The sequence below is a fragment of the Paenibacillus sp. 7541 genome (assembly GCF_002276395.1).
GTDB lineage: Bacteria > Bacillota > Bacilli > Paenibacillales > Paenibacillaceae > Paenibacillus_AQ > Paenibacillus_AQ campinasensis.
The window spans coordinates 11,450-31,749 of record NZ_NQLZ01000048.1; the positions used below are offsets into that span (position 1 = coordinate 11,450).

The following is a 20,300-nucleotide window of genomic DNA, read 5'->3' on the forward strand; positions in this document are numbered from 1 at the left end:
ACAGCAGCAGGTCAAGGGGATAGGCTCCTTGGTCTGCTGCTTGCTGCATTTGCGCACGAGGCTCCTGATGCAAGTGCCGCATGAAAATGTCTAGATTTGTCGGATAGAGGCATATATGGCCAGGAAGATGATTATCGCTATTTTTACATAGGTATACAGAGCTTTGGGCTCGGAAATACTCGAAATATTGACTATATGGAACAAGCACGTTAATATTGGAATATAATGAAGCACAGAAGTTTCAAAGAATAATGACGATGAACGGGAGAAGTAGGAAGGCTGACCTTCAGAGAGCGGGATTGTGTACGCTGTGAGATTCCGCAGGCAACGGCTTTTGCGAACAGTCACCCGGGAGTTGCATGCTTGAATCGTAGTACATGGCGGAAGTCCCGTCCGTGAGTGTAGAGCATGCCGGCTGCAGCCGTTACCTGTATAAAGTGTCGTGTTGACAGTCTTTTTGTGGATAAGTCCAATCTTTGAAACGAAGTCACCGCGAAACAAAGGTGGTACCGCGAGAGCACAGTCTTTCGTCCTTTGAGGACGAAAGACTTTTTTTGTTTTTGCTTGCAGAAATGGTTCAGCCGGGCTTTATGAAAACATTTCAGCTTGGCAATGATGATTAACAATAACGGAGGTACAAACATGGAGCTCAAAGAAAATCAGGCAACAAACCAGATGCCGACGACGTATGATCCGAAGGCAGCTGAACAGAAATGGTATCCGTACTGGAAGGAAGGCGGCTTCTTTCGAGCGGGACAACGTCCCGACGCCAAGCCTTTTACGATTGTTATTCCCCCGCCTAACGTAACCGGGATGCTGCATATTGGCCATGCGCTGGACTTTACCCTTCAGGACATTTTGATCCGGGTGAAGCGGATGCAGGGCTATGATGCGCTGTGGCTGCCGGGATCGGACCATGCGGGCATCGCCACCCAGACGAAGGTTGAGCAGAAGCTTCGTGAGAGCGGAATCAGCCGTCATGATCTGGGACGGGAGAAATTCCTAGAGAAGGTATGGGAATGGAAGGGGCAGTATGCCGATACGATTCGTGAGCAGTGGTCGAAAATGGGGTTGTCTCTCGACTATTCCAGGGAGCGCTTCACATTGGACGAGGGATTGTCCAAGGCGGTTCGCGAAGTGTTTGTCAAGCTGTATGAGAAAGGCTTGATCTACCGCGGGAAATATATCATCAACTGGGACCCGGCAGCGCGCACGGCGTTGTCTGACATCGAAGTTGAATATAAAGAAGTGCAAGGGCATTTATATCACCTGACCTATCCGCTTAAGGACGGCAGCGGCAGCATTACGGTGGCGACTACGCGTCCGGAGACGATGCTTGGGGATACGGCCGTGGCCGTTCATCCGAAGGATGAGCGCTACAAGGATATGATCGGCAAGACGCTGGTGCTGCCGATTGTCGGCCGCGAAATTCCGGTTATTGCCGACGAATACGTCGAGAAGGAATTCGGCAGCGGTGCGGTAAAGATTACGCCTGCGCATGATCCGAACGACTTCGAGATGGGACTTCGCCACAATCTTCCGCAAATCATCGTGATGGATGAATCGGGTACGATGAATGAATTTGCAGGCAAGTACCAGGGGCTGGACCGCAGCGAATGCCGGAAGCAGATCGTGAACGATCTGAAGGAAGCCGGCGTGCTGGTGAAAATTGAGGATCACGTTCATCAGGTTGGCCATAGCGAGCGCTCTGGCGCCGTTGTTGAGCCGTATCTGTCCACCCAATGGTTCGTTAAAATGAAGCCGCTGGCCGAACAAGCCATTGCAGCGCAGAAATCCGGGAAAGGCGTTCATTTTGTCCCGGAACGGTTCGAGAAAACATATCTGCAATGGATCGAAAATGTCCGCGACTGGTGTATTTCTAGACAGCTGTGGTGGGGACACCGGATTCCGGCGTGGTATTGCGAGGACTGCGGTGAGCTGCATGTGTCCCGCGAGGATCTCCAGACCTGCTCGAAATGCGGAAGCAGCCAGCTGAAGCAGGATGAGGACGTTCTGGATACGTGGTTCAGTTCGGCGCTGTGGCCGTTCTCCACGCTGGGCTGGCCGGAACAGACCGAAGATTTCAAGCGTTATTACCCAACCGATGTGCTGGTAACCGGATATGACATCATTTATTTCTGGGTGGCACGCATGATTTTCACCGCGCTGGAATTTACGGAGCAGATTCCGTTCAAGGACGTGCTTATGCACGGTCTCGTCCGCGATGCGGAAGGCAAGAAGATGTCCAAGTCACTCGGCAACGGGGTTGATCCGCTGGATGTGATCGAGCGCTATGGTGCGGATGCGATGCGCTATATGATCTCTACCGGCATTACGCCTGGTCAGGATCTTAGATTCCGCTGGGAGCGTGTCGAGCAGGCGCGGAATTTTGCGAACAAGATCTGGAACGCTTCACGGTTTGCGCTGATGAACCTGGAAGGGTTCAAGGTGGAAGATATCGATATTTCCGGCGAGCTCGGCACAGCGGACCGCTGGATTCTTCACCGCCTGAACGAAACTTCACGCGACATTACGCGTCTAATAGATGCCTACGAGTTTGGCGAAACCGGTCGACTGCTCTATAACTTTATCTGGGATGATCTGTGCGACTGGTATATCGAGTTTGCGAAGCTGTCTCTTTACGGCGAGGATCAAGCAGCCAAGAAGAAGACTCAGTCCGTGCTTGTCTATGTTCTGGACCGGACGATGCGCCTGATTCATCCGTTCATGCCGTTCATCTCGGAGGAAATCTGGCAGCATCTGCCGCATGAAGGCGAAACGATCATGCTGGCGGCTTGGCCGGAGTATGACCCAGCTTTGGAGCATGCGGAGGCGGTGTCCGAAATGAACCTGCTGATGGACGTGATTCGTGCCGTGCGTAACATCCGCGCTGAAGTGAACGTTCCGATGAGCAAAAAAATCGAGCTGCAGCTGAAGCCGGTGGATGAGCATACCTACAACATTATCGAGCGAAATGCCGACTATATTCGTCGTTTCTGCAACACCTCGGACTATCGTTCCTCCGTTTCGCTGGAAGCGCCGGATAAAGCGATGACCGCTGTTGTCACAGGAGCAGAGCTGTTCCTCCCGCTGGCGGGTCTGATTGACATCGCCCAGGAGATTGCCCGTCTGGAGAAGGAAATCGAGCATTTGAACAGCGAAGTCGAGCGTGTCGAGAAGAAGCTGGGCAATCCGGGCTTTGTATCGAAGGCGCCTGCAAAGGTAATTGAAGAAGAACGTGCCAAACTGGCAGACTATTCTGACAAACGCAGCAAAGTAATTGCCCGCATCGAAGAATTGAGGGGCTAACGGATGACGAATCTTGACCAGAAGGTGAGAAATATGGTGGATCAATCCGGGGCTGTTACGACAGCCCCTCTTGAAAGCTATGAAGAGGCTGTGGCCTGGATCAATGGCCTGGTTTCGTTTGGCATACGTCCGGGAATGGATCGAATACAGTGGCTGATGGAGCGTTTGGGGCATCCCGAGCGCCGCTTGAAATTCATTCATGTTGCCGGCACGAACGGGAAGGGATCGACCTGTGCATTCCTGACCAAAGCGCTGCTGGCAGGGGGATTTACGGTAGGCACCTACACGTCACCGTATATCACGAAGTTTACGAACCGTTTCCAGTACAACGGCGAGGATATTCCCGAGGAGACGCTGCTGAAGCTGGCTAACCGGCTGCTGCCTCTCGTGAGCGAAGTGGCGGAGACAGAGCTTGGCTCTCCGACGATGTTCGAGGTGTCCACGGCGCTGGCCATTCTGTACTATGCCGAGGAGACCTACCCCGATGTGGTTGTGTGGGAAACCGGGCTTGGCGGACGTCTGGATGTGACGAACATCGTTCATCCGATCGTGTCTGTCATTACAAACATCGGGATGGATCATACGGATGTGCTGGGAGATACAATCGAGGCGATCGCTGCGGAAAAAGCGGGGATTATCAAGCCTGGCGTTCCTGTCGTGAGCACTGTGACCCAGCCTGAAGCGATTGCCATACTGAAGGAAACAGTAGAGCGCAACCGCACGACCCTGTATCTGGCGGGTGAGCAGTTTACGTACGAGCGGCTGAATGGAGACGAAGAGGGACAAACGTTCCGGTTTGAAGGGCCGTTCCGCAGCTTAGAGCTGGACATCGCGATGCAGGGAGCGCATCAGTGCGCGAATGCGGCGCTAGCCATGATGACGCTGGAGGTGCTGCGACAGTATCTGGCTTTTATCATTGAAGAGGATGACCTGAAGCAGGGATTCAAGGATACCTTCTGGGCCGGACGGCTTGAACAGGTGATGTCATCACCGCGCATTGTCGTTGACGGCGCGCATAACCCGGAAGGGGCTGAATCGCTCGCCAATAGCCTGCCCCAGATCTACAAGTATCGAAAGCTCAACTTCATGATGGGAATGCTGGCAAATAAGCATCATGATTCCTATTTGCAGCATATACTGCCTATAGTGGATACGCTTATCCTGACTGAACCGGATTTCCGGAAAAAAATGGACGCCAAGGCGTTAGGAGACATCGCAGAGCAGTTAAGGGAGCAATATGCCAAACCGACACTGCAAGTCATCGTAGAGCCGGATTGGAAAAACGCACTGGAGCAATTGAAGTCACGGACAGAAGCGGAGGACCTTGGGGTGGTGTCGGGCACGTTATATCTGATCGCCGACGTGCGTTCCAGCCTCCTGGGACTTTCCGATGCTGAAAAAGGTTGGTGAGATCTGTTGAATACATCAGAACATGTTCATTTTATCGGAATTGGCGGCTACGGGATGAGCGCCATTGCACGAGTAATGCTGGAAATGGGATATAAAGTCACGGGATCGGATGTGGCTTCTCAGGAATTGACAGAAAAGCTGGCGGCCAAAGGCGCCAAAATTTATATAGGACATACTGCGGAGCAGGTGCAAGGTGCGGATGTGGTCGTTTATTCCACGGCGCTGCCTAAGGATAATGTGGAGCGGGTTGCTGCGGAAAATATGAACATTCCGGTCCTTCACCGCTCGCAAATGCTGGCCCGGCTGTTGAACGAGCGCAAAGGGGTGGCCGTTGCGGGAGCTCACGGCAAAACGACGACCTCCTCCATGATCGCCTTGGTAATGGAGGATTGCGGAGCCGATCCTACTTTTATCATCGGCGGAGAAATTATGAATGTAGGGACGAATGCCAAAGCGGGACAAGGTGAGCATGTGGTGGCTGAAGCTGACGAAAGCGACGGCTCGTTCCTGCAGTATCATCCGTGGCTCGGCATCGTGCTTAACATTGAAGCGGACCACCTGGAGAACTACGATGGCGACTTTGATCGTCTGAAGTCCGCTTACGTTCAATTTTTGGGACAAATCAAGAAAGATGGTACGGCGGTGGTCTGCGCGGATGATGAGAATATCCAGGCCATATTGCCAGACCTGAATTGCAGTGTGACGACGTATGGCATTCACTCTGATGCCGACTATACGGCCACTGACCTTGTGCTTGGCGACCGCCAGGTGAGCTTCACCATGCTCCACCGGGGGCAGAAGCTGGGAACGATCGAGCTGTCTGTGCCGGGCAAGCATAATGTATATAATGCCATGGCCACGGTCATCGCTTGCATGAAGGCGGGAATTTCCTTTGAGTCGATTGTGCAGTCCATCGTGAAGTTTAACGGGGCTAAACGGCGCTTTCAGGTGCTGGGAGAATCGAAAGGAATTCTCGTTATCGACGACTATGCGCATCACCCGACGGAGATTGAGGCCACGATCAGCGCGGCCAAGGCTACAGGAAAACGGATTATAGCCGTTTTCCAGCCCCAGCGGTATTCCCGGACGTTCTTCCTGCTGGATGCCTTCAGCCGGGCCTTTAGCGAGGCTGATGAGGTGATCATCACCGACATCTACTCCCCGGCGGGGGAGAAGCAGATCGAAGGGGTAAGCTCTGCCCGGCTGGTGGAGCTGATCGTGCAGAACAGCAACAGCGGTGCCCGCTATCTGCCTACGAAGGAAGATGTGTTGAGCGATCTTGCAGGGCGTGTGAAAGAAGGGGATCTTGTGCTGACGATGGGTGCCGGCGACATTTGGAAAGTAGGCGCGGCCCTCGCGGATTCCATCAAATCCAAGAAGTAAGTGTTGAGTAAACGGCATGCTGATGCGAGTGCGCTGGCGGCCGCTTCACATCATCCGTACGACAACCCGTACCTCAGCTCATGAAAGAGCTGGCGTATGGGTTGTTTCTTTATTTGGACAATCGCGACTCATATGTTCCTCGGCCTTGTCATATAGCTAGGGTAGAAGGACAAGTGAGGTGGGTGTGTATGAACAAGGCGCGGATGACGATCCGTTTTGACCACGGTACCCCGAAGGAACGGAATAAGGATCATGACGAGTTTACGGAAGAGTACCTGCAGCCTGTGCCGAAATCCGTGCCGCAAGCGGGGATCGATTGGCTCCAGCCTGTTGGTTGGCCCGATAAGCCGCCGGAGGACAACGACGCGGACGAATGGAGCGGAAACGCTTATACAGGGAGAAGAAACGGACGGCTGGCAGAAGAGCGGCGGATGGCCGAAGCTGATCGCAGCCCGGTGGATATTTCCGGGAGCAGATATGATGAACACTGGCATGACGAGTGGGACGAGAGCCGCTATGATGTGATAACGGATGTTCCCCATCCTATGGATCGCAGCGGGCATCGTGCACCTCCCATCCTGCTCCCGGAGGACTCATCCGAGCAGGATGGGAGAAGCACGGCGTTTCAGGAGGACTCTCCACTATCCACTGAGGACTACGGCTATTACCGGAAGCGGAATCCGACCTCGTTCTGGAAGATGGCGGCCGCGGTGATGGGGGCTGTCATGACAGGGGTCATATTCGGTTACGCTGTGCTTTCATTTTTTGAAAGTGGAAGGATTGAAGAAGCCCCGGGACGTGACACAACGATCCAGGGAGAGGTCGCCCCTTCATCGGCCGCAGGTCCGGATAATCCGATTGGCGATCAAACTGCAGCAGGTCCGGATACGGGAGGTACGGCTGGGGAACAGTCAGGACAGACTCCAGGGATTCCGCCTGCCGAACAGACTGCCGGACAGACCTTCTATATGCTTCAATATGGCGTATTCAGCACGCCGGAGCGGGCCGAGCAGGCGAAACAGGAGCTGCTGCAAGCCGGCATTGCAGCAGGCGGAGATCCTGATGAGGAAAATCGGGTGTATGCGGGGATTTCACCAGACCGGGAGCAGGCCAAGCTGCTGAGCAACCAGCTGAAAAGCGAAGGGGTCGAGCTGTACGTTCGCGAGATGACGGTTCCTGGGACGGCATCTGCCGTATTTGCGGGAGAATTGCCGAATGGCGAGGCTTATTTTGAATCAGGCGGGCAACTGGTGGCTGAACTCAGCGCGCTGTCGGCCACCCTGCTTGGACAAAGCGAACCGACGGTCGTCGAGGCAGGCGTCATGGATCGCATCACACAGCTGCATCAGCAATGGATCATGGCCAGCGGGTCTATGTCTGCAGGAGCGGGTCCTGAGGCGGGGGAGCTTATGCACCGGATGGAGCAGGCAATGAACAGTGCGATCATGGCTCTGTCGGAATACAACAAAAATCGATCCAAGGGGCATTTGTGGGAAATACAAACGGGTATGATGGACTATGTCATGGGCCAAAAGCGGCTCCTGCATGCCTTGTAGTATCAAGCTTAAACGAAATCCGGCCGGGAACTGGAAATAGTTGCCCTGGCCGGATTTCTGTTTGTATTGCTTATCGATTCAACGTATAATAATTAAGGTGTCAAATAATGGCGAGGGAAGAGGATGGATGAAGAAGAATACAGGAATCCTAATCTTGTTTTTGCTGCTCGGCTGGCTCACCGGAACATGGATAGCCAAAGCGCTGCAGCCCGTTAAAGCTCTATCATTTTTAACGGCTTCTACGCCTATTACATGGTCCCCTCGGGCTAACTTTGACATTATTCGCTACGATATCACGATTGAATTTGAGATTTGCCTGCTCGGCCTGATCGGCATTATTACAGCGATTTGGCTGTACCGCAGGCTTTGAAGACAAAGGAGACGAACCCCTTGAACGATAACAGCACACGTCGGATCATACTTGCCTCCACTTCTCCCCGGCGCCGGGAACTGCTGGCTTCGCTGCGTATACCGTTTGATGTTATGGCAAGTGAAGCGGACGAGAATACGCCGGATGACTGGTCTCCGGATCGGATTGTGGAGTCTTTGGCGCTCCGCAAAGCAGAGGCCGTATATGGCAGGCTGGCTGACGCTTCACAGGCCGGTATCGTTCTTGGAAGTGACACCGTTGTTGTACTGGATTCGGAAGTGCTCGGCAAACCGGTCGATGAAGAAGATGCGGCTGGCATGCTGAGCCGTCTGCAAGGGCGCGAGCATCTCGTGTATACCGGCGCTGCCTGTCTGGACCTGCTCTCAGGCGCAAGGCTTGTCCGTCACAGCGTCACCCGGGTGAAGATGAAGGCATTAAGCCCGGAAGCGATCCGTGCGTATGTGAAGTCCGGCGAGCCGGCGGATAAAGCGGGGGCCTACGGAATTCAAGGGCTGGGAGCGACCATTGTGGAGCGCATTGATGGCGATTATTTTACGGTCGTCGGACTTCCGCTATCCATGCTGTCGGATATGCTCTCAGAGATGGGCATAGAGGTATTAACTGATCCGTAAGCGATAAGTGCCGGATACATCAGTCCGGTGCATTTTGTTTTTTTGTAGAACTAGGAAAAGAGGGGAACTTATGGAGTCGCCAACTGTACTGCTGCGCGACATCCCCCATGATGAACGACCTAGAGAACGCATGATGCGATATGGGGCGAGCGCTTTGAGCCATGCTGAACTGCTGGCGATACTGCTGCGGACGGGAACGCACCGGGAGTCTGCTGTACATATAGCCCAGCGGCTGTTGAAGGAGGCGGGCGGCATTCGGCAGCTCGTGGACCTGAGCATCGAGGAAATTACGCAAATTAAAGGAATCGGAACGGCCAAGGCGATCCAGCTGAAGGCCGGTGTTGAGCTGGGGCGGCGTTTGGCAGCCTCGAGAAATGTGGAGCCTGTCATCATTCGCAGTCCGCACGATGCGGCGGAGCTGCTGAGTGAACAGATGCGGTATCTCCAGAAAGAGCATTTTGTTTGTTTGTTTTTAAATACGAAAAATCACGTCATTGCCCAAGAAACGCTGTCCATGGGTAGCTTGAACGCTTCGATTGTGCATCCGCGCGAGGTGTTCAGAGCCGCGATTAAATGCAGCAGCGCTTCACTGGTCTGCGCCCATAATCATCCGAGCGGTGACCCAACGCCGAGTCCGGAGGATATTTCGATGACCGCTCGGCTGGTTGAGGCGGGCCGGATTGTCGGAATCGATGTGCTTGATCATTTGATCATCGGGGACGGGACATTTGTCAGTTTGAAGGAACGGGGCCTGATGTAATATAATAGTTCAGATTGAGAAGGAAAGGGAGATACAGCATGTTTGGTGGTTTTACGAAGGATTTAGGAATTGATTTGGGGACGGCGAATACGCTCGTCTATGTTCGAGGCAAAGGAATCGTCGTTAGAGAGCCCTCTGTGGTCGCTCTGCGTACAGATACAAAAAGCATCGAGGCGGTAGGTGAATCCGCCAAAAAAATGATCGGCCGTACGCCGGGCAACATTCGTGCCATTCGTCCGATGAAGGACGGCGTTATTGCCGATTTTGACACGACGGCAACGATGATCAAGTATTTCATCCGTCAGGCGCAGAAGCAGCGCTCGATTTTCCCGCGTCATCCGAACGTGATGGTGTGCGTGCCATCCGGTATTACTGCGGTTGAGCAGCGCGCCGTAGAGGACGCAACCAAGCAGGCGGGCGCACGCGAGGCCTATACGATCGAAGAGCCGTTTGCAGCCGCCATCGGAGCGGACCTGCCGGTATGGGAGCCGACAGGAAGCATGGTGGTGGATATCGGCGGAGGAACGACGGAAGTGGCTGTAATTTCCCTTGGCGGAATCGTAACCAGCCGCTCGGTTCGCGTTGCCGGTGATGAAATGGATGAGTCGATCATATCGTATATCAAACGGCAATATAATCTGATGATCGGTGAGCGTACTTCCGAACTGCTCAAGATGGAAGTTGGCTCTGCCATGCCGCTTGAAACGGTGGAAACGATGGAGATTCGCGGGCGCGATCTCGTAACAGGACTGCCGAAGACAATTACGATCACGTCCGATGAGATCAGCGAAGCGCTGGCAGATACGATCAATGCCATCGTGGATGCTGTTAAGGTCACGCTGGAGAAATGTCCGCCTGAGCTTGCGGCCGATATTATGGATCGCGGCATCGTACTTACCGGCGGCGGCGCTTTGCTCCGCAATCTGGACAAGTTGCTGGCCGAAGAGACCGGAATGCCGGTGATCGTTGCCGAGAACCCGCTCGACTGCGTAGCGATTGGCACTGGAAAAGCGCTTGAGAATATTCATCTGTTCAAATCCCGGAGCAGCTCTGCCGTGCGTTCGAAACGGTAGAAGGTACAGGGCATGTGTCAACCCTTGGTGGGAGAGAAAACAGTTAGGTTAGAGGGTGTTGCAACTGTTTAAGCTGCTAGGCAACAAACGATTATTTATTGCGCTTATCGGGCTGGTGGCGTTCATCGCCATAATGGGATTTACGCTCGGCCCGAGAGCCTCCTTGTCTTGGCCCGAGAAATTTATGAGGGACACGGTAGGTTTTGTGCAGAGCATCTTCTACAAGCCCGCTTCATATATAGCGGGCTTCTTTGAAGATGTGCGCAACATGAGGGAAATCTATGATGAAAATGAGAGGCTGAGAAAAGCGGTTGCTCAATATTCACGCGAAAGCGCTTCTTATAATATGATGAAGGCAAATTATGATGAACTTCAGAACATCATGAATTTCACGGAGCATCAGAAGCAGCGATACGAATATGTATACCGGGTCGCGCAGGTAATCAGTGTCAATTCGGATCCGAATAACAGAACCTTGGTTATTGATCTTGGTGAACGCGACGGGGTGCGTGTGAATATGTCCGTCACCTCGGTCGAAGGCATGGTGGGCGTCGTCAGCAGTGTCAGCAATTTCACGTCGACCGTCAAGCTGTTGACTGCAATGGATGAACAAGATCCGAACCCTCAACCGATTGCGGTTACCGCTGTCGGGAAGGAAACGGCGACGGCGGATCACAAGGCAACCTTTGGCATCATCGAAAGTTATAACGAGAAGACCGGTATGCTAGAGATGATGCGTATTCCTGAAGATGATCCGATCGAAGAGGGAGATCAGATTATTTCCTCCGGCATTGGCGGTTTGATTCCGCAAGGAATGATCATCGGCACGGTTGATGAAGTTAGAACGAGCGATTACGGTCAGACGCGCACGGCCTCTATCGTGCCAGCGGCCAGCTTCCAGGACTGGAAGCATGTGATCGTGGTGTTCACCCCAGAGGAGCCGGAGTGATATGAAACGCAAACAAGTGCTTTTTCTGCTTCTGTTCTTGCTGTTCATTCTCCAAGGCACGGTATTCTTCTGGCTGACGCCAAGCTCCTGGCAGCTTCAGATTTATCCGAACTTCGTATTTGTGGCGATATTGTTTGTCTCTGTCTATTATCATCGCCATACCGGACTCGTTCTTGGTCTAATATTCGGAATGATTCATGATGTAATCTATTATGGTGAAATGATCGGCACGTACTCGTTTGCCATGGGGGTATCCGCGTATATTATGGGACTTCTGTTCCAGATGCCGCGGGCCCCGCTGCCGATTATGATGACCGTCGTATTGCTCGGAAGCCTGTTGTTTGACAGCACATTGTTCGGGATCTACAAGGTGTTCAGCCTGAGCCAGTCTTCCTATGACTGGGCTTTGCTTCACCACATGCTCCCGAATCTCCTTGTTCATTTTGTCTTTGCTCTCATCATCTATGTTCCGCTTCGGAAGCAGCTGGAGATCATTGCGAAATCCAAGCGGAACCAGACATCCTGAACCATCCCCAAGACAATTTAACGAAGACTAGCAGGAACTTGAAGGTAGGAGCGCGAAGTGTATGAGGATGGGAGGGACAGGCTTATGGCTGTAAAATCCAATCATGTGACGATCAAGGGCGTAAAAGACGGCCTGGTATTCCTGCTTGATGATGAGTGTGAGCTTGAAGAGCTGCTTGGCGAGCTCCGTTACAAGCTGGAGCATAGTCATCAGAACATTTTGACAGGTCCCATTATTCATGTTGATGTCAAGCTGGGATCACGGCAAGTGACCGAAGAAGAGAAGCAGACCATTATTGATATATTAAAGCAGAAGGGAAATCTGCTGATTCGCAACATTGAAGCACCGCCGTCCGACTCCGAGGAGGAGAAGGCCGGAGGGCTGACCTTGAAAACAGGCATGGTGCGTTCCGGACAGGTGCTTCATCATGACGGAGACCTGTTGTTTTTGGGTGACGTGAATCCCGGGGGCACCATTACGTGTACCGGTGATATTTACATATTGGGAGCGCTGCGCGGCACAGCGCATGCCGGTATCGACGGCAATGAAGATGCGATAATCGCGGCGTCCTATTTTGCCCCCACCCAGCTGCGTATTTCCCAAATGATCAGCAGACCGCCGGACGAATGGGAAACACGGGAGACGGTTATGGAGTTTGCTTATTTAAAGGACGGAAGTATGGAGATTGACAAAATCAGTAACATAGCGCGCTTGGGCCGGGATTTTAATGTGTTTAAAGGGGTGTAGAACATGGGAGAGGCAATCGTCGTAACCTCAGGAAAAGGTGGCGTTGGCAAAACAACGACATCTGCGAACATCGGCACAGCTTTGGCACTGCTCGGAAAAAAGGTATGTTTGGTTGACACGGATATCGGCCTTCGTAATCTGGATGTTGTGATGGGTCTTGAGAATCGGATCATTTACGATCTATGTGATGTTGCGGAGGGACGGTGCCGTCTCAATCAAGCGCTTATCAAGGATAAACGGTTTGACGAGCTGTACATGCTTCCGGCTGCACAGACCAAGGACAAAAACGCAGTATCTCCGGAGCAGGTCAAAGATATCATTCTGGAGCTGAAGAAAGAGTTTGAATATGTCATTATCGATTGTCCGGCCGGTATTGAGCAAGGATTTAAAAATGCGATTGCCGGCGCTGACAAAGCGATCGTGGTAACTACACCGGAGAATGCGGCTGTTCGCGACGCCGACCGAATCATCGGCCTGCTGGAAAGCTCGCAAGTCGAATCGCCGAAGCTGATCCTCAACCGGATTCGCCCGAACATGGTTAAATCGGGGGACATGCTGGACATTGAGGATGTGCTACAGGTGCTGAACATCGATCTGATCGGGATCGTGCCTGATGATGAGATGGTCATTAAGGCTGCCAATTCGGGGGAGCCTACGGTGATGAATCCAAGCTCTCAGGCTGCGATTGCTTATCGGAACATCGCACGCCGGATTTTGGGCGATACGGTCCCTTTGATGCAGATTCATCAGAAGCAGGGGATGTTCACCCGATTCAAAAAGTTTTTCGGAATGTAACCAACACAAGGGAAAACCGGTGCCGGCCTGGCATCGGTTTTTTTGTGCGTGTTCATTGTTCGTTGGGCTGCCTGGCAGGTTATGGCCGCGGATTTTCATGCTGACCGAGGCGTAGGGCTTGTTCTAAACATCTTTCATGAATTCATAGGATAGAGTAAAACAAGCCCCAGGGGGTATGGAGCATGGATATAAAATCATCGGTAAGACACCGTAGAGAGGCGCGGATTCGCGAGCTTCTGGAAGGAGGTGCGGGCCAGGATGACGGATTCGAGCTCACGCCCACGGTGCGAGATCATTCGCAGGAGCCGGGGCAGAGAACGAGCGGCGTCCGCGCCGTACAAGAGGCGCCGAGCCCGCGACCGGGCGGCAGACTGGAACCGCTTGCGGCAGGGGATGAGCCTGATCCGGAGAAGCTGTGGAAGCAGCGGTACCGCAGCTGGTACGGACCGCCCGGCGCGGATCCCGAGGACCCCGGCGAGCCCCCTCGCAGAGCCTCGTTTATGAACAGTCTGCTTCGCAGGCTTGTCGTCAGCACGCTCGTGTTCGGGCTCGTATGGGGAGTGTTTAACATACAGCATCCATGGGCCGTGCGCGCGCAAGCTTTTGTTATCGAAAGCCTGAGTCGTGAGATGGATTTCCAGGCTGCGCAGGCGTGGTATGAGGACCATTTTGGAGGCGCGCCTTCCTTTATCCCGATTTTTGGCCAGACGGAAGGATCATCCACCAAGGTGAATGCACACTCGACGCTTGCAGCGCCGCTGGAGGGGCGACTCGTGCAATCATTTGCTGTGGATCTGAAAGGAATTGTACTGGAGGCAACGGGGGGATCGCTGGCTAACCGTGAGGTCCGCAGCATTGAAACCGGCCGTGTGCTTGAGGTGAAGGAGACGCCGGATAACGGCTATACGATTGTGATTCAGCATACCGGTGAGCGAAGAGCGATGTACAGCAGGCTCGGAGAAACGCATCTAAAGGTGAATGATTGGGTGGAAGGCGGAGAGGTTATCGGCATCTTATCCTTATCGGAAGCAGGCGGGCTGCCGGCGCTGTATTTTGAGCTGAAAGAAGGGAACCGGAGCGTCGATCCGGCGGAAGTGATTCCGTTTGATTAACATTAGAGGAACGGTCATTTCACTGCATCCTCTTTTTGTGCTTGTGATGCTGGCTTCCGTCATTACCGGGCGATTTCTCGAGCTGATCACCTTGTTTATTATCGTTTTTATCCATGAGCTTGGCCATGCCTTTGCCGCAGCGGCGCTGGGCTGCAAGGTCCGTTCAATTCAGATGCTTCCCTTTGGCGGGGTCGCTGTCATTGAAGAAAACGGAGGGATGACAGCGCTGAAAGAAATAACGATTGCGCTGGCAGGGCCGCTGCAAAATGTGATCATGATCGGTCTTGCGCTGCTGTGCAAAACGCTGGGCTTAGGCGAGGCCGCGTTTCTTGACTATATCATTCAAGGCAACATGATGATTGCGTTATTCAATCTGCTGCCGGTGCTCCCGCTGGATGGGGGGAAAGTGCTGCAGGCCGCGATCAGTCTGGTCGCTCCCTATCACGCGACTCTGCTATGGGCATCCCGCATCGGCATAGTGTTCAGTCTGATCATGGTTGGATACAGCCTGTTGCCGCTCCTGAACGGAGGAGGCATGCAGCTCAACCTGCTGATGATTGGTCTGTTTCTCGCTTATTCCAATATAGAGGATCTTCGAAATGTCCATTACCGTTTCTTAAGGTTTCTGGTTCAGCGCAGCGAGCTGTATGAGCAGAGTCCGGAAAGCATCGGTACTGCCCAGCCGATTGTTGCCGATTCTGCGAAACCTTTGAGCGATATTATGCGTCTATTTAAGCGAGAGAAATATCATCTGATTTACGTGATGAACCGAAGAGGAAGCTTAATGGCAGTGGTGCCCGAACAGCGGGTTATCTCTTCTTTTTTTTCTACTCAAGATCCGCTCTTATATTCATAATACAAGAAGTTGTCAGAGGAAGACGCTAGCCTCTCGCAAGCGGATGTTATTCGTTCGTAACGGCTCTGTTTGTGATAGGATAGAAGGATAGGAGTGTCTTCCATTGAAGAGGTGAAGCCATGAAGCAAATGTTAGTACACTGCCACGACGATACCGTTCAGATGGCTCTCATTGAAGATGGGAAGCTGGTGGAATACGCGGCCGAACGCAGCCGCCAGCAAAGCATCGTGGGCAGTTTTTACCTGGGGAAGGTCGTTAATGTGCTGCCTGGCATGCAGGCGGCTTTTGTAGATATCGGATTGAAAAAAAATGCGTTCCTGTATGTGGACGATGTGCTGCATCCACATCTGGAGAAGCAGCCGAAGCCCAAACCATCCATCTCGGAGCTTCTTCATGTCGGGCAGGAAGTAATGGTGCAGGTCATGAAGGATGCGAGGGGAGGCAAGGGCCCGCGGATTACGACGCATTATTCGCTCCCGGGGCGATGCACCGTATATATGCCAACCGCAGACTATGTGGCTGTCTCCAAAAAAATTCAGAGCGAGGGGGAACGCGATCGTCTGAGGATGATCGGGGAGCGTCTGAAAATGGGGGAAGAGGGGTTCATTATGCGGACGGTTGCCGAGGATGAGCCGGAACAGACGATATTAAACGATCTGGAATATCTCCGAGAGGAGTGGGAGATGATTCAGAGCAAAGCGTCGCGCGCTGCTGCACCGGCGCTGCTGCACCGGGATCTTGGCATTTTGCAGCGGTTTATTCGCGACATGTTTGACCCGGACTCCGATGAACTGATCATTGATGATGAAGCCAAGGGGGCGGAAGCAGCCGTCTATTTGAAAGACAGGGTCAACGAAGGGGAGCCCAACGTACAGCTATATAGGGATGCTATGCCTCTGTTTCAGCGGTATGGCGTGGACGAGCAATTGAAAATGCGTTTCTCGCGTAAAATCATGCTGCCAGAAGGAGTTGCAGTCGTCATTGACCACACCGAAGCGATGACCGTCGTCGATGTCAATACCGCCAGATTTATCGGCGGAGACAACTTTGAGGAGACGGTGCTGCGCGCCAATCTGCTTGCCGCTGAAGAGATTGCCGGGCTGCTTCGTTTGAGAGACATCGGGGGCATCATCATGATTGATTTCATCGACATGGATAGAGAAGAGCACCGGCAGCAGGTTACGGCAGCGATCGAGAAGGTGATGGCCAAGGATCGGTCCAAAAGCTACATCGTAGGCTGGACGAAGCTGGGGCTGCTTGAAATGACGCGAAAAAAAGCAAGGGAAAGCGTCTTGCTTCTCTCGTACAAGCCGTGCCCGGCCTGTGGCGGCAGGGGTGTGGTAGAGGGATAATGTGTTGACTGGCAGAGTGGTATGTGCTATCATCATTGAGTATGTGTTTAGTGATCTTGCTGCACATGCTGTAACCGCTCCGGTTGGGTTCACAAGGACATTCACCCTGAGGGCGTGAGTGGACACCTGAATCAGGCGAGTCTGAGACATAGGGAGGTGCAAGCAAATGTACGCTATTATCGAAACTGGTGGTAAACAATACAAAGTTCAAGAGGGCGATGTATTGTTCATCGAGAAGCTGAATGCTGCTGACGGTGAAAGTGTAACTTTCGACCGTGTACTGGCCGTTTCCAATGAGAACGGTTTGGTAGCAGGTACGCCGGTTGTTTCCGGAGCATCTGTAACAGCGAAGGTAGAGAAGCACGGTAAAGGCCAGAAGGTCGTTGTATATAAATACAAACCGAAGAAAAACTACCACAAGAAGCAAGGCCATCGTCAGCCTTACACTAAAGTCGTAATCGAGAAAATCCAAGCGTAAGAAGGTGCAGTAATTGATTACTGTACACATATTGCGATTGGACGATAACCGGATTCACGGTTTTAAGGTTGAGGGCCATGCCGGTTATGCCGATCCGGGCGAAGATATCGTATGTGCTGGCGTGTCCAGCATTACGGTGGGGACGGTTAATTCGATTGAGGCGCTTACCGGAACCGTGATGAGAACCCGGATGAAGAATGGCTTTTTAAGCGCATCGCTTCCGTCTGTGGTGGAGGAATCCGCAGCTAGCCAAGTTCAGCTGCTTCTCGAATCCCTGGTTGTTATGTTGCAAGGAATTGCTGATTCATACGGCGAGTATATTCAAATACAAGATATGAAATGACTTTAAGAAGGAGGTAGGCCACATGTTGAAATTGGATCTTCAGTTATTCGCATCGAAAAAAGGTGTAGGTTCCACGAAGAACGGTCGTGACAGTGAAGCGAAACGTCTTGGTGTGAAACGTGCGGACGGTCAAGTCGTGACTGGCGGCAGCATCTTGGTTCGTCAACGCGGAACGAAAATTCATCCAGGTACAAACGTGGGTATCGGTAAAGATGATACTTTGTTTGCGAAAGTTGATGGCGTTGTTAAATTCGAGCGTCTGGGTCGCGATCGCAAGAAAGTGAGCGTCTACCCGGTTGAAGTTGCTCCTGTAGCAGCAGCCGTAGAAGCCTAATTGGTTGAATATTGCTTACAGAAGAAGCCTTTCGGCATCGTGCCGGGGCTTCTTTTTTGTAGAATCGGGAAAAATGCTGGCGTAGGGATGAACGCGCTTTACGGACTGTGATATACTTGGACTTGGTGAATGTAACCAATTGCTGTTGAAAGACGAGGAGAGGCGATGAAATCCTTGAAATGGATCGCGGTCGGAGCCGGTTTAACGTCTGTAATCCCTGTAGCTTGGATGGTTTGGAAGCCGTCATTAACAGCGGGAGTGGTATGCATAGCTTGGGCTGCGGCTGCCTCAATCGCATCCGCCTGGAGCGCTCGCAAGCTTGGCGAACGCAGACAGCAGGCTGCCGTATGGCAGGTTGAGCAGACGGCGATACAGATGCTGAATCACCATCGGCATGACTGGATGAATGAATTGCAAATTTTATATGGCTATATTCGACTGGGGAAGCATGATAAATCGGTACAGTGTGTGGAAAGAATAAAGGAGCGGATGCAGCAGGACAGCAAGCTGTCCAAGCTGGGAATTCCCTCGTTGGTTTTTTATTTACACTCGTACAGAACGCTTAACCATAGTCTGCAGCTTGAGGTTGAAATTGTGGACCATATCCAGCTGGATCGTTTAACCCCGGCGATGGCGGACAATTTAACCGAGGCTGTCATTCGTACGGTGAATGCGTTCCAGCAGGGAGAGAAATCTGCAAGAGGAGAAGACCGGCTGCTCACGATTACATTTATGCAGCAGGAGCATGAGCTGGCGCTGATTTTTGAAGGGGATGGCCCTTTTGACAATCCGCATCGTTTGAAGCTTCAAATTGAGGAGTCCTTGGAGGGTCAAGGTATCCGGGTGGAGCAGACGCATCCGGAAGAGGCCTCGTATCGCTTGCGGTTACCGTTTGCAACTTGAGGAAGGTGAATGTTCATGTTTGTAGATAAAGCGAAGGTATATGTAAAAGGTGGAGACGGCGGAGACGGCCTTATTGCGTTTCGCCGTGAGAAGTATGTGCCGGAAGGCGGTCCTGCCGGCGGAGACGGCGGCAAGGGCGGAGACGTTATTTTCCGTGTGGACGAAGGGCTCAGAACGCTGATGGATTTCCGTTACCAGAAGCATTTTAAAGCCAAGCGCGGGGAGAAGGGACGGAATAAAAGCCAGCATGGCGCCAATGCAGATAATATGGTCGTACGCATACCGCCGGGTACGGTGCTCATCGATGATGATACCGGCGAGGTGATCGGAGACCTGACCCGCCACGGTCAGGAGGTCGTTGTGGCCCGCGGCGGTCGCGGCGGACGAGGAAATATCCGGTTCGCAACGCCGAACAACCCGGCTCCTGAGCTTGCCGAGAACGGGGAAGAAGGCGAAGAGCGCTATGTCACCATGGAACTGAAGGTCATGGCGGATGTCGGGCTTGTCGGGTTCCCGAGCGTAGGCAAATCGACGCTGCTGTCGGTGGTTTCAGCGGCTCAGCCGAAGATTGGCGCCTATCATTTCACGACGATTACGCCTAACCTCGGAATGGTGGAGGTTGGAGACAGTCGCAACTTCGTAATGGCCGATCTGCCTGGACTGATCGAAGGCGCGCATGAAGGCGTGGGACTCGGGCATGAGTTCCTCCGTCATGTGGAGCGGACACGGGTCATCATCCATGTGGTGGATATTGCAGGAACCGAGGGGCGGGAACCGTTCGAGGACTGGGTGAAGATCAATGATGAGATCCGGCTGTACAATCCTGCGCTGATGGAGCGTCCGCAGATTGTGGCGGCCAACAAAATCGATATGCCTGAAGCAGCCGACAATCTGGCTGTTTTCCGGGAAAAGCTGAAAGAGGTTCGCCCGGATATCGAGGTGGTGCCGATTTCCTCCCTGACGCGTGAAGGGATTCAGGAGCTGCTGTACCGTACAATGGATCTGCTGGAGAGCATTCCGGAAGAGCCGGCGGTTGAAGAGGTGGCGGAAACGTCCGACCGGAAGGTGTACAAGTTCAAGAAACAGGAGGACAATGCCTTCACCATTACGCGGGATAATGAAACATATGTTGTCCACAGCGAGCGGATTGAGCGGATGCTGAAGCGGATGCAGATGAACTCGCATGATGCGATTTTGAAACTCGCCCGTACGCTTCGGCATATGGGAGTGGACGAGGAGCTGCGCAAGCGCGGAGCAACAGATGGTACGCTTGTCCGAATCGGCGATTTCGAGTTCGAGTTCGTGGAAGGAAGCAGTTATTATTAAGCAGTAGCAGCATGTGCTGGGGCGATATGCCGCCAGGTCTGTGGATGACAACAGGCTTGGCGGCTTTTTGCGTAGGTAGGTTTATA

At 52.9% G+C, this 20,300-nt stretch carries 20 protein-coding genes and 1 other annotated feature; all 20 genes read left to right on the top strand.

All coding sequences use genetic code 11. The features are described from left to right. Nucleotides 1-248 precede the first annotated feature (248 nt). Nucleotides 249-538: a binding site (T-box leader), on the top strand. A gap of 104 nt (nucleotides 539-642) precedes the next feature. The 20 genes from CHH75_RS23160 to obgE all read left to right on the top strand — a co-directional run bounded on the left by CHH75_RS23160 (nucleotide 643) and on the right by obgE (nucleotide 20,214). Further along, on the top strand, nucleotides 643-3,309 hold the full coding sequence (locus tag CHH75_RS23160; protein WP_095399259.1) for a valine--tRNA ligase: 2,667 nt from the start codon (nucleotides 643-645) through the stop codon (nucleotides 3,307-3,309). 3 nt (nucleotides 3,310-3,312) lie between these two features. Further along, nucleotides 3,313-4,719, top strand: a complete 1,407-nt coding sequence (locus CHH75_RS23165) for a bifunctional folylpolyglutamate synthase/dihydrofolate synthase (RefSeq protein ID WP_095399260.1) — start codon at nucleotides 3,313-3,315, stop codon at nucleotides 4,717-4,719. Nucleotides 4,720-4,725: 6 nt separating this feature from the next. After that, nucleotides 4,726-6,102: a UDP-N-acetylmuramate--L-alanine ligase gene (murC, locus tag CHH75_RS23170; RefSeq protein WP_095399261.1), complete on the top strand. Its 1,377-nt coding sequence runs from the start codon at nucleotides 4,726-4,728 to the stop codon at nucleotides 6,100-6,102. Between the two features lie 188 nt (nucleotides 6,103-6,290). Continuing rightward, entirely contained in the window at nucleotides 6,291-7,658 is a 1,368-nt protein-coding gene (locus CHH75_RS23175; RefSeq protein ID WP_095399262.1) for an SPOR domain-containing protein, read from the top strand. Between the two features lie 127 nt (nucleotides 7,659-7,785). Further along, entirely contained in the window at nucleotides 7,786-8,028 is a 243-nt protein-coding gene (locus tag CHH75_RS23180; protein WP_095267788.1) for a DUF4321 domain-containing protein, read from the top strand. A gap of 20 nt (nucleotides 8,029-8,048) precedes the next feature. Further along, nucleotides 8,049-8,660: a Maf family protein gene (locus tag CHH75_RS23185; protein WP_095399263.1), complete on the top strand. Its 612-nt coding sequence runs from the start codon at nucleotides 8,049-8,051 to the stop codon at nucleotides 8,658-8,660. Nucleotides 8,661-8,730: 70 nt separating this feature from the next. Next, complete coding sequence (gene radC, locus CHH75_RS23190) at nucleotides 8,731-9,420, top strand: RadC family protein (protein WP_095267790.1); 690 nt, start codon at nucleotides 8,731-8,733, stop codon at nucleotides 9,418-9,420. Between the two features lie 38 nt (nucleotides 9,421-9,458). Continuing rightward, complete coding sequence (locus CHH75_RS23195; RefSeq protein ID WP_095267791.1) at nucleotides 9,459-10,493, top strand: rod shape-determining protein; 1,035 nt, start codon at nucleotides 9,459-9,461, stop codon at nucleotides 10,491-10,493. 55 nt (nucleotides 10,494-10,548) lie between these two features. Continuing rightward, a complete protein-coding gene (gene mreC / locus CHH75_RS23200; RefSeq protein ID WP_095267792.1) occupies nucleotides 10,549-11,442 on the top strand; it encodes a rod shape-determining protein MreC in 894 nt (297 codons plus the stop codon). Between the two features lies 1 nt (nucleotide 11,443). After that, nucleotides 11,444-11,968 (top strand): rod shape-determining protein MreD, encoded by a 525-nt coding sequence (mreD, locus tag CHH75_RS23205; RefSeq protein WP_095267793.1) that lies wholly within the window; start codon nucleotides 11,444-11,446, stop codon nucleotides 11,966-11,968. Between the two features lie 84 nt (nucleotides 11,969-12,052). Next, the gene (locus tag CHH75_RS23210) at nucleotides 12,053-12,715 is read left to right on the top strand and encodes a septum site-determining protein MinC (protein ID WP_095267794.1); all 663 of its coding nucleotides are present in this window, start codon (nucleotides 12,053-12,055) and stop codon (nucleotides 12,713-12,715) included. Nucleotides 12,716-12,718: 3 nt separating this feature from the next. Continuing rightward, nucleotides 12,719-13,510, top strand: a complete 792-nt coding sequence (gene minD / locus CHH75_RS23215) for a septum site-determining protein MinD (RefSeq protein WP_095267795.1) — start codon at nucleotides 12,719-12,721, stop codon at nucleotides 13,508-13,510. A 182-nt stretch (nucleotides 13,511-13,692) separates the two neighbouring features. After that, the gene (locus tag CHH75_RS23220) at nucleotides 13,693-14,622 is read left to right on the top strand and encodes a M23 family metallopeptidase (protein ID WP_095399264.1); all 930 of its coding nucleotides are present in this window, start codon (nucleotides 13,693-13,695) and stop codon (nucleotides 14,620-14,622) included. Then, entirely contained in the window at nucleotides 14,615-15,478 is an 864-nt protein-coding gene (locus CHH75_RS23225; protein WP_095399265.1) for a M50 family metallopeptidase, read from the top strand. The genes CHH75_RS23220 and CHH75_RS23225 overlap by 8 nt, the downstream gene beginning before the upstream one ends. Before the next feature lie 119 nt (nucleotides 15,479-15,597). Next, nucleotides 15,598-16,830, top strand: coding sequence for an Rne/Rng family ribonuclease (locus CHH75_RS23230; RefSeq protein ID WP_095267798.1), 1,233 nt, complete (start codon nucleotides 15,598-15,600; stop codon nucleotides 16,828-16,830). 166 nt (nucleotides 16,831-16,996) lie between these two features. Next, complete coding sequence (gene rplU / locus CHH75_RS23235) at nucleotides 16,997-17,308, top strand: 50S ribosomal protein L21 (protein WP_095267799.1); 312 nt, start codon at nucleotides 16,997-16,999, stop codon at nucleotides 17,306-17,308. Nucleotides 17,309-17,321: 13 nt separating this feature from the next. Beyond that, entirely contained in the window at nucleotides 17,322-17,651 is a 330-nt protein-coding gene (locus tag CHH75_RS23240) for a ribosomal-processing cysteine protease Prp (protein WP_095399266.1), read from the top strand. A gap of 22 nt (nucleotides 17,652-17,673) precedes the next feature. Next, on the top strand, nucleotides 17,674-17,985 hold the full coding sequence (rpmA, locus tag CHH75_RS23245; RefSeq protein ID WP_095267801.1) for a 50S ribosomal protein L27: 312 nt from the start codon (nucleotides 17,674-17,676) through the stop codon (nucleotides 17,983-17,985). 165 nt (nucleotides 17,986-18,150) lie between these two features. Further along, entirely contained in the window at nucleotides 18,151-18,888 is a 738-nt protein-coding gene (locus tag CHH75_RS23250; RefSeq protein ID WP_095399267.1) for a Spo0B domain-containing protein, read from the top strand. A 15-nt stretch (nucleotides 18,889-18,903) separates the two neighbouring features. Further along, nucleotides 18,904-20,214: a GTPase ObgE gene (obgE, locus tag CHH75_RS23255; protein WP_095399268.1), complete on the top strand. Its 1,311-nt coding sequence runs from the start codon at nucleotides 18,904-18,906 to the stop codon at nucleotides 20,212-20,214. The last annotated feature ends 86 nt before the right edge of the window (nucleotides 20,215-20,300 follow it).

Bases quoted from the DNA above. Each gene is read 5' to 3' on its own strand.
- CHH75_RS23210 (WP_095267794.1), top strand. From the start codon at position 12,053: ATGGCTGTAAAATCCAATCATGTGACGATCAAGGGCGTAAAAGACGGC.
- obgE (WP_095399268.1), top strand. From the start codon at position 18,904: ATGTTTGTAGATAAAGCGAAGGTATATGTAAAAGGTGGAGACGGCGGA.
- CHH75_RS23160 (WP_095399259.1), top strand. From the start codon at position 643: ATGGAGCTCAAAGAAAATCAGGCAACAAACCAGATGCCGACGACGTAT.
- CHH75_RS23250 (WP_095399267.1), top strand. From the start codon at position 18,151: ATGAAATCCTTGAAATGGATCGCGGTCGGAGCCGGTTTAACGTCTGTA.
- CHH75_RS23220 (WP_095399264.1), top strand. From the start codon at position 13,693: ATGGATATAAAATCATCGGTAAGACACCGTAGAGAGGCGCGGATTCGC.
- CHH75_RS23180 (WP_095267788.1), top strand. From the start codon at position 7,786: ATGAAGAAGAATACAGGAATCCTAATCTTGTTTTTGCTGCTCGGCTGG.
- CHH75_RS23175 (WP_095399262.1), top strand. From the start codon at position 6,291: ATGAACAAGGCGCGGATGACGATCCGTTTTGACCACGGTACCCCGAAG.
- mreD (WP_095267793.1), top strand. From the start codon at position 11,444: ATGAAACGCAAACAAGTGCTTTTTCTGCTTCTGTTCTTGCTGTTCATT.
- CHH75_RS23230 (WP_095267798.1), top strand. From the start codon at position 15,598: ATGAAGCAAATGTTAGTACACTGCCACGACGATACCGTTCAGATGGCT.
- minD (WP_095267795.1), top strand. From the start codon at position 12,719: ATGGGAGAGGCAATCGTCGTAACCTCAGGAAAAGGTGGCGTTGGCAAA.
- CHH75_RS23195 (WP_095267791.1), top strand. From the start codon at position 9,459: ATGTTTGGTGGTTTTACGAAGGATTTAGGAATTGATTTGGGGACGGCG.
- rpmA (WP_095267801.1), top strand. From the start codon at position 17,674: ATGTTGAAATTGGATCTTCAGTTATTCGCATCGAAAAAAGGTGTAGGT.
- CHH75_RS23165 (WP_095399260.1), top strand. From the start codon at position 3,313: ATGACGAATCTTGACCAGAAGGTGAGAAATATGGTGGATCAATCCGGG.
- rplU (WP_095267799.1), top strand. From the start codon at position 16,997: ATGTACGCTATTATCGAAACTGGTGGTAAACAATACAAAGTTCAAGAG.
- radC (WP_095267790.1), top strand. From the start codon at position 8,731: ATGGAGTCGCCAACTGTACTGCTGCGCGACATCCCCCATGATGAACGA.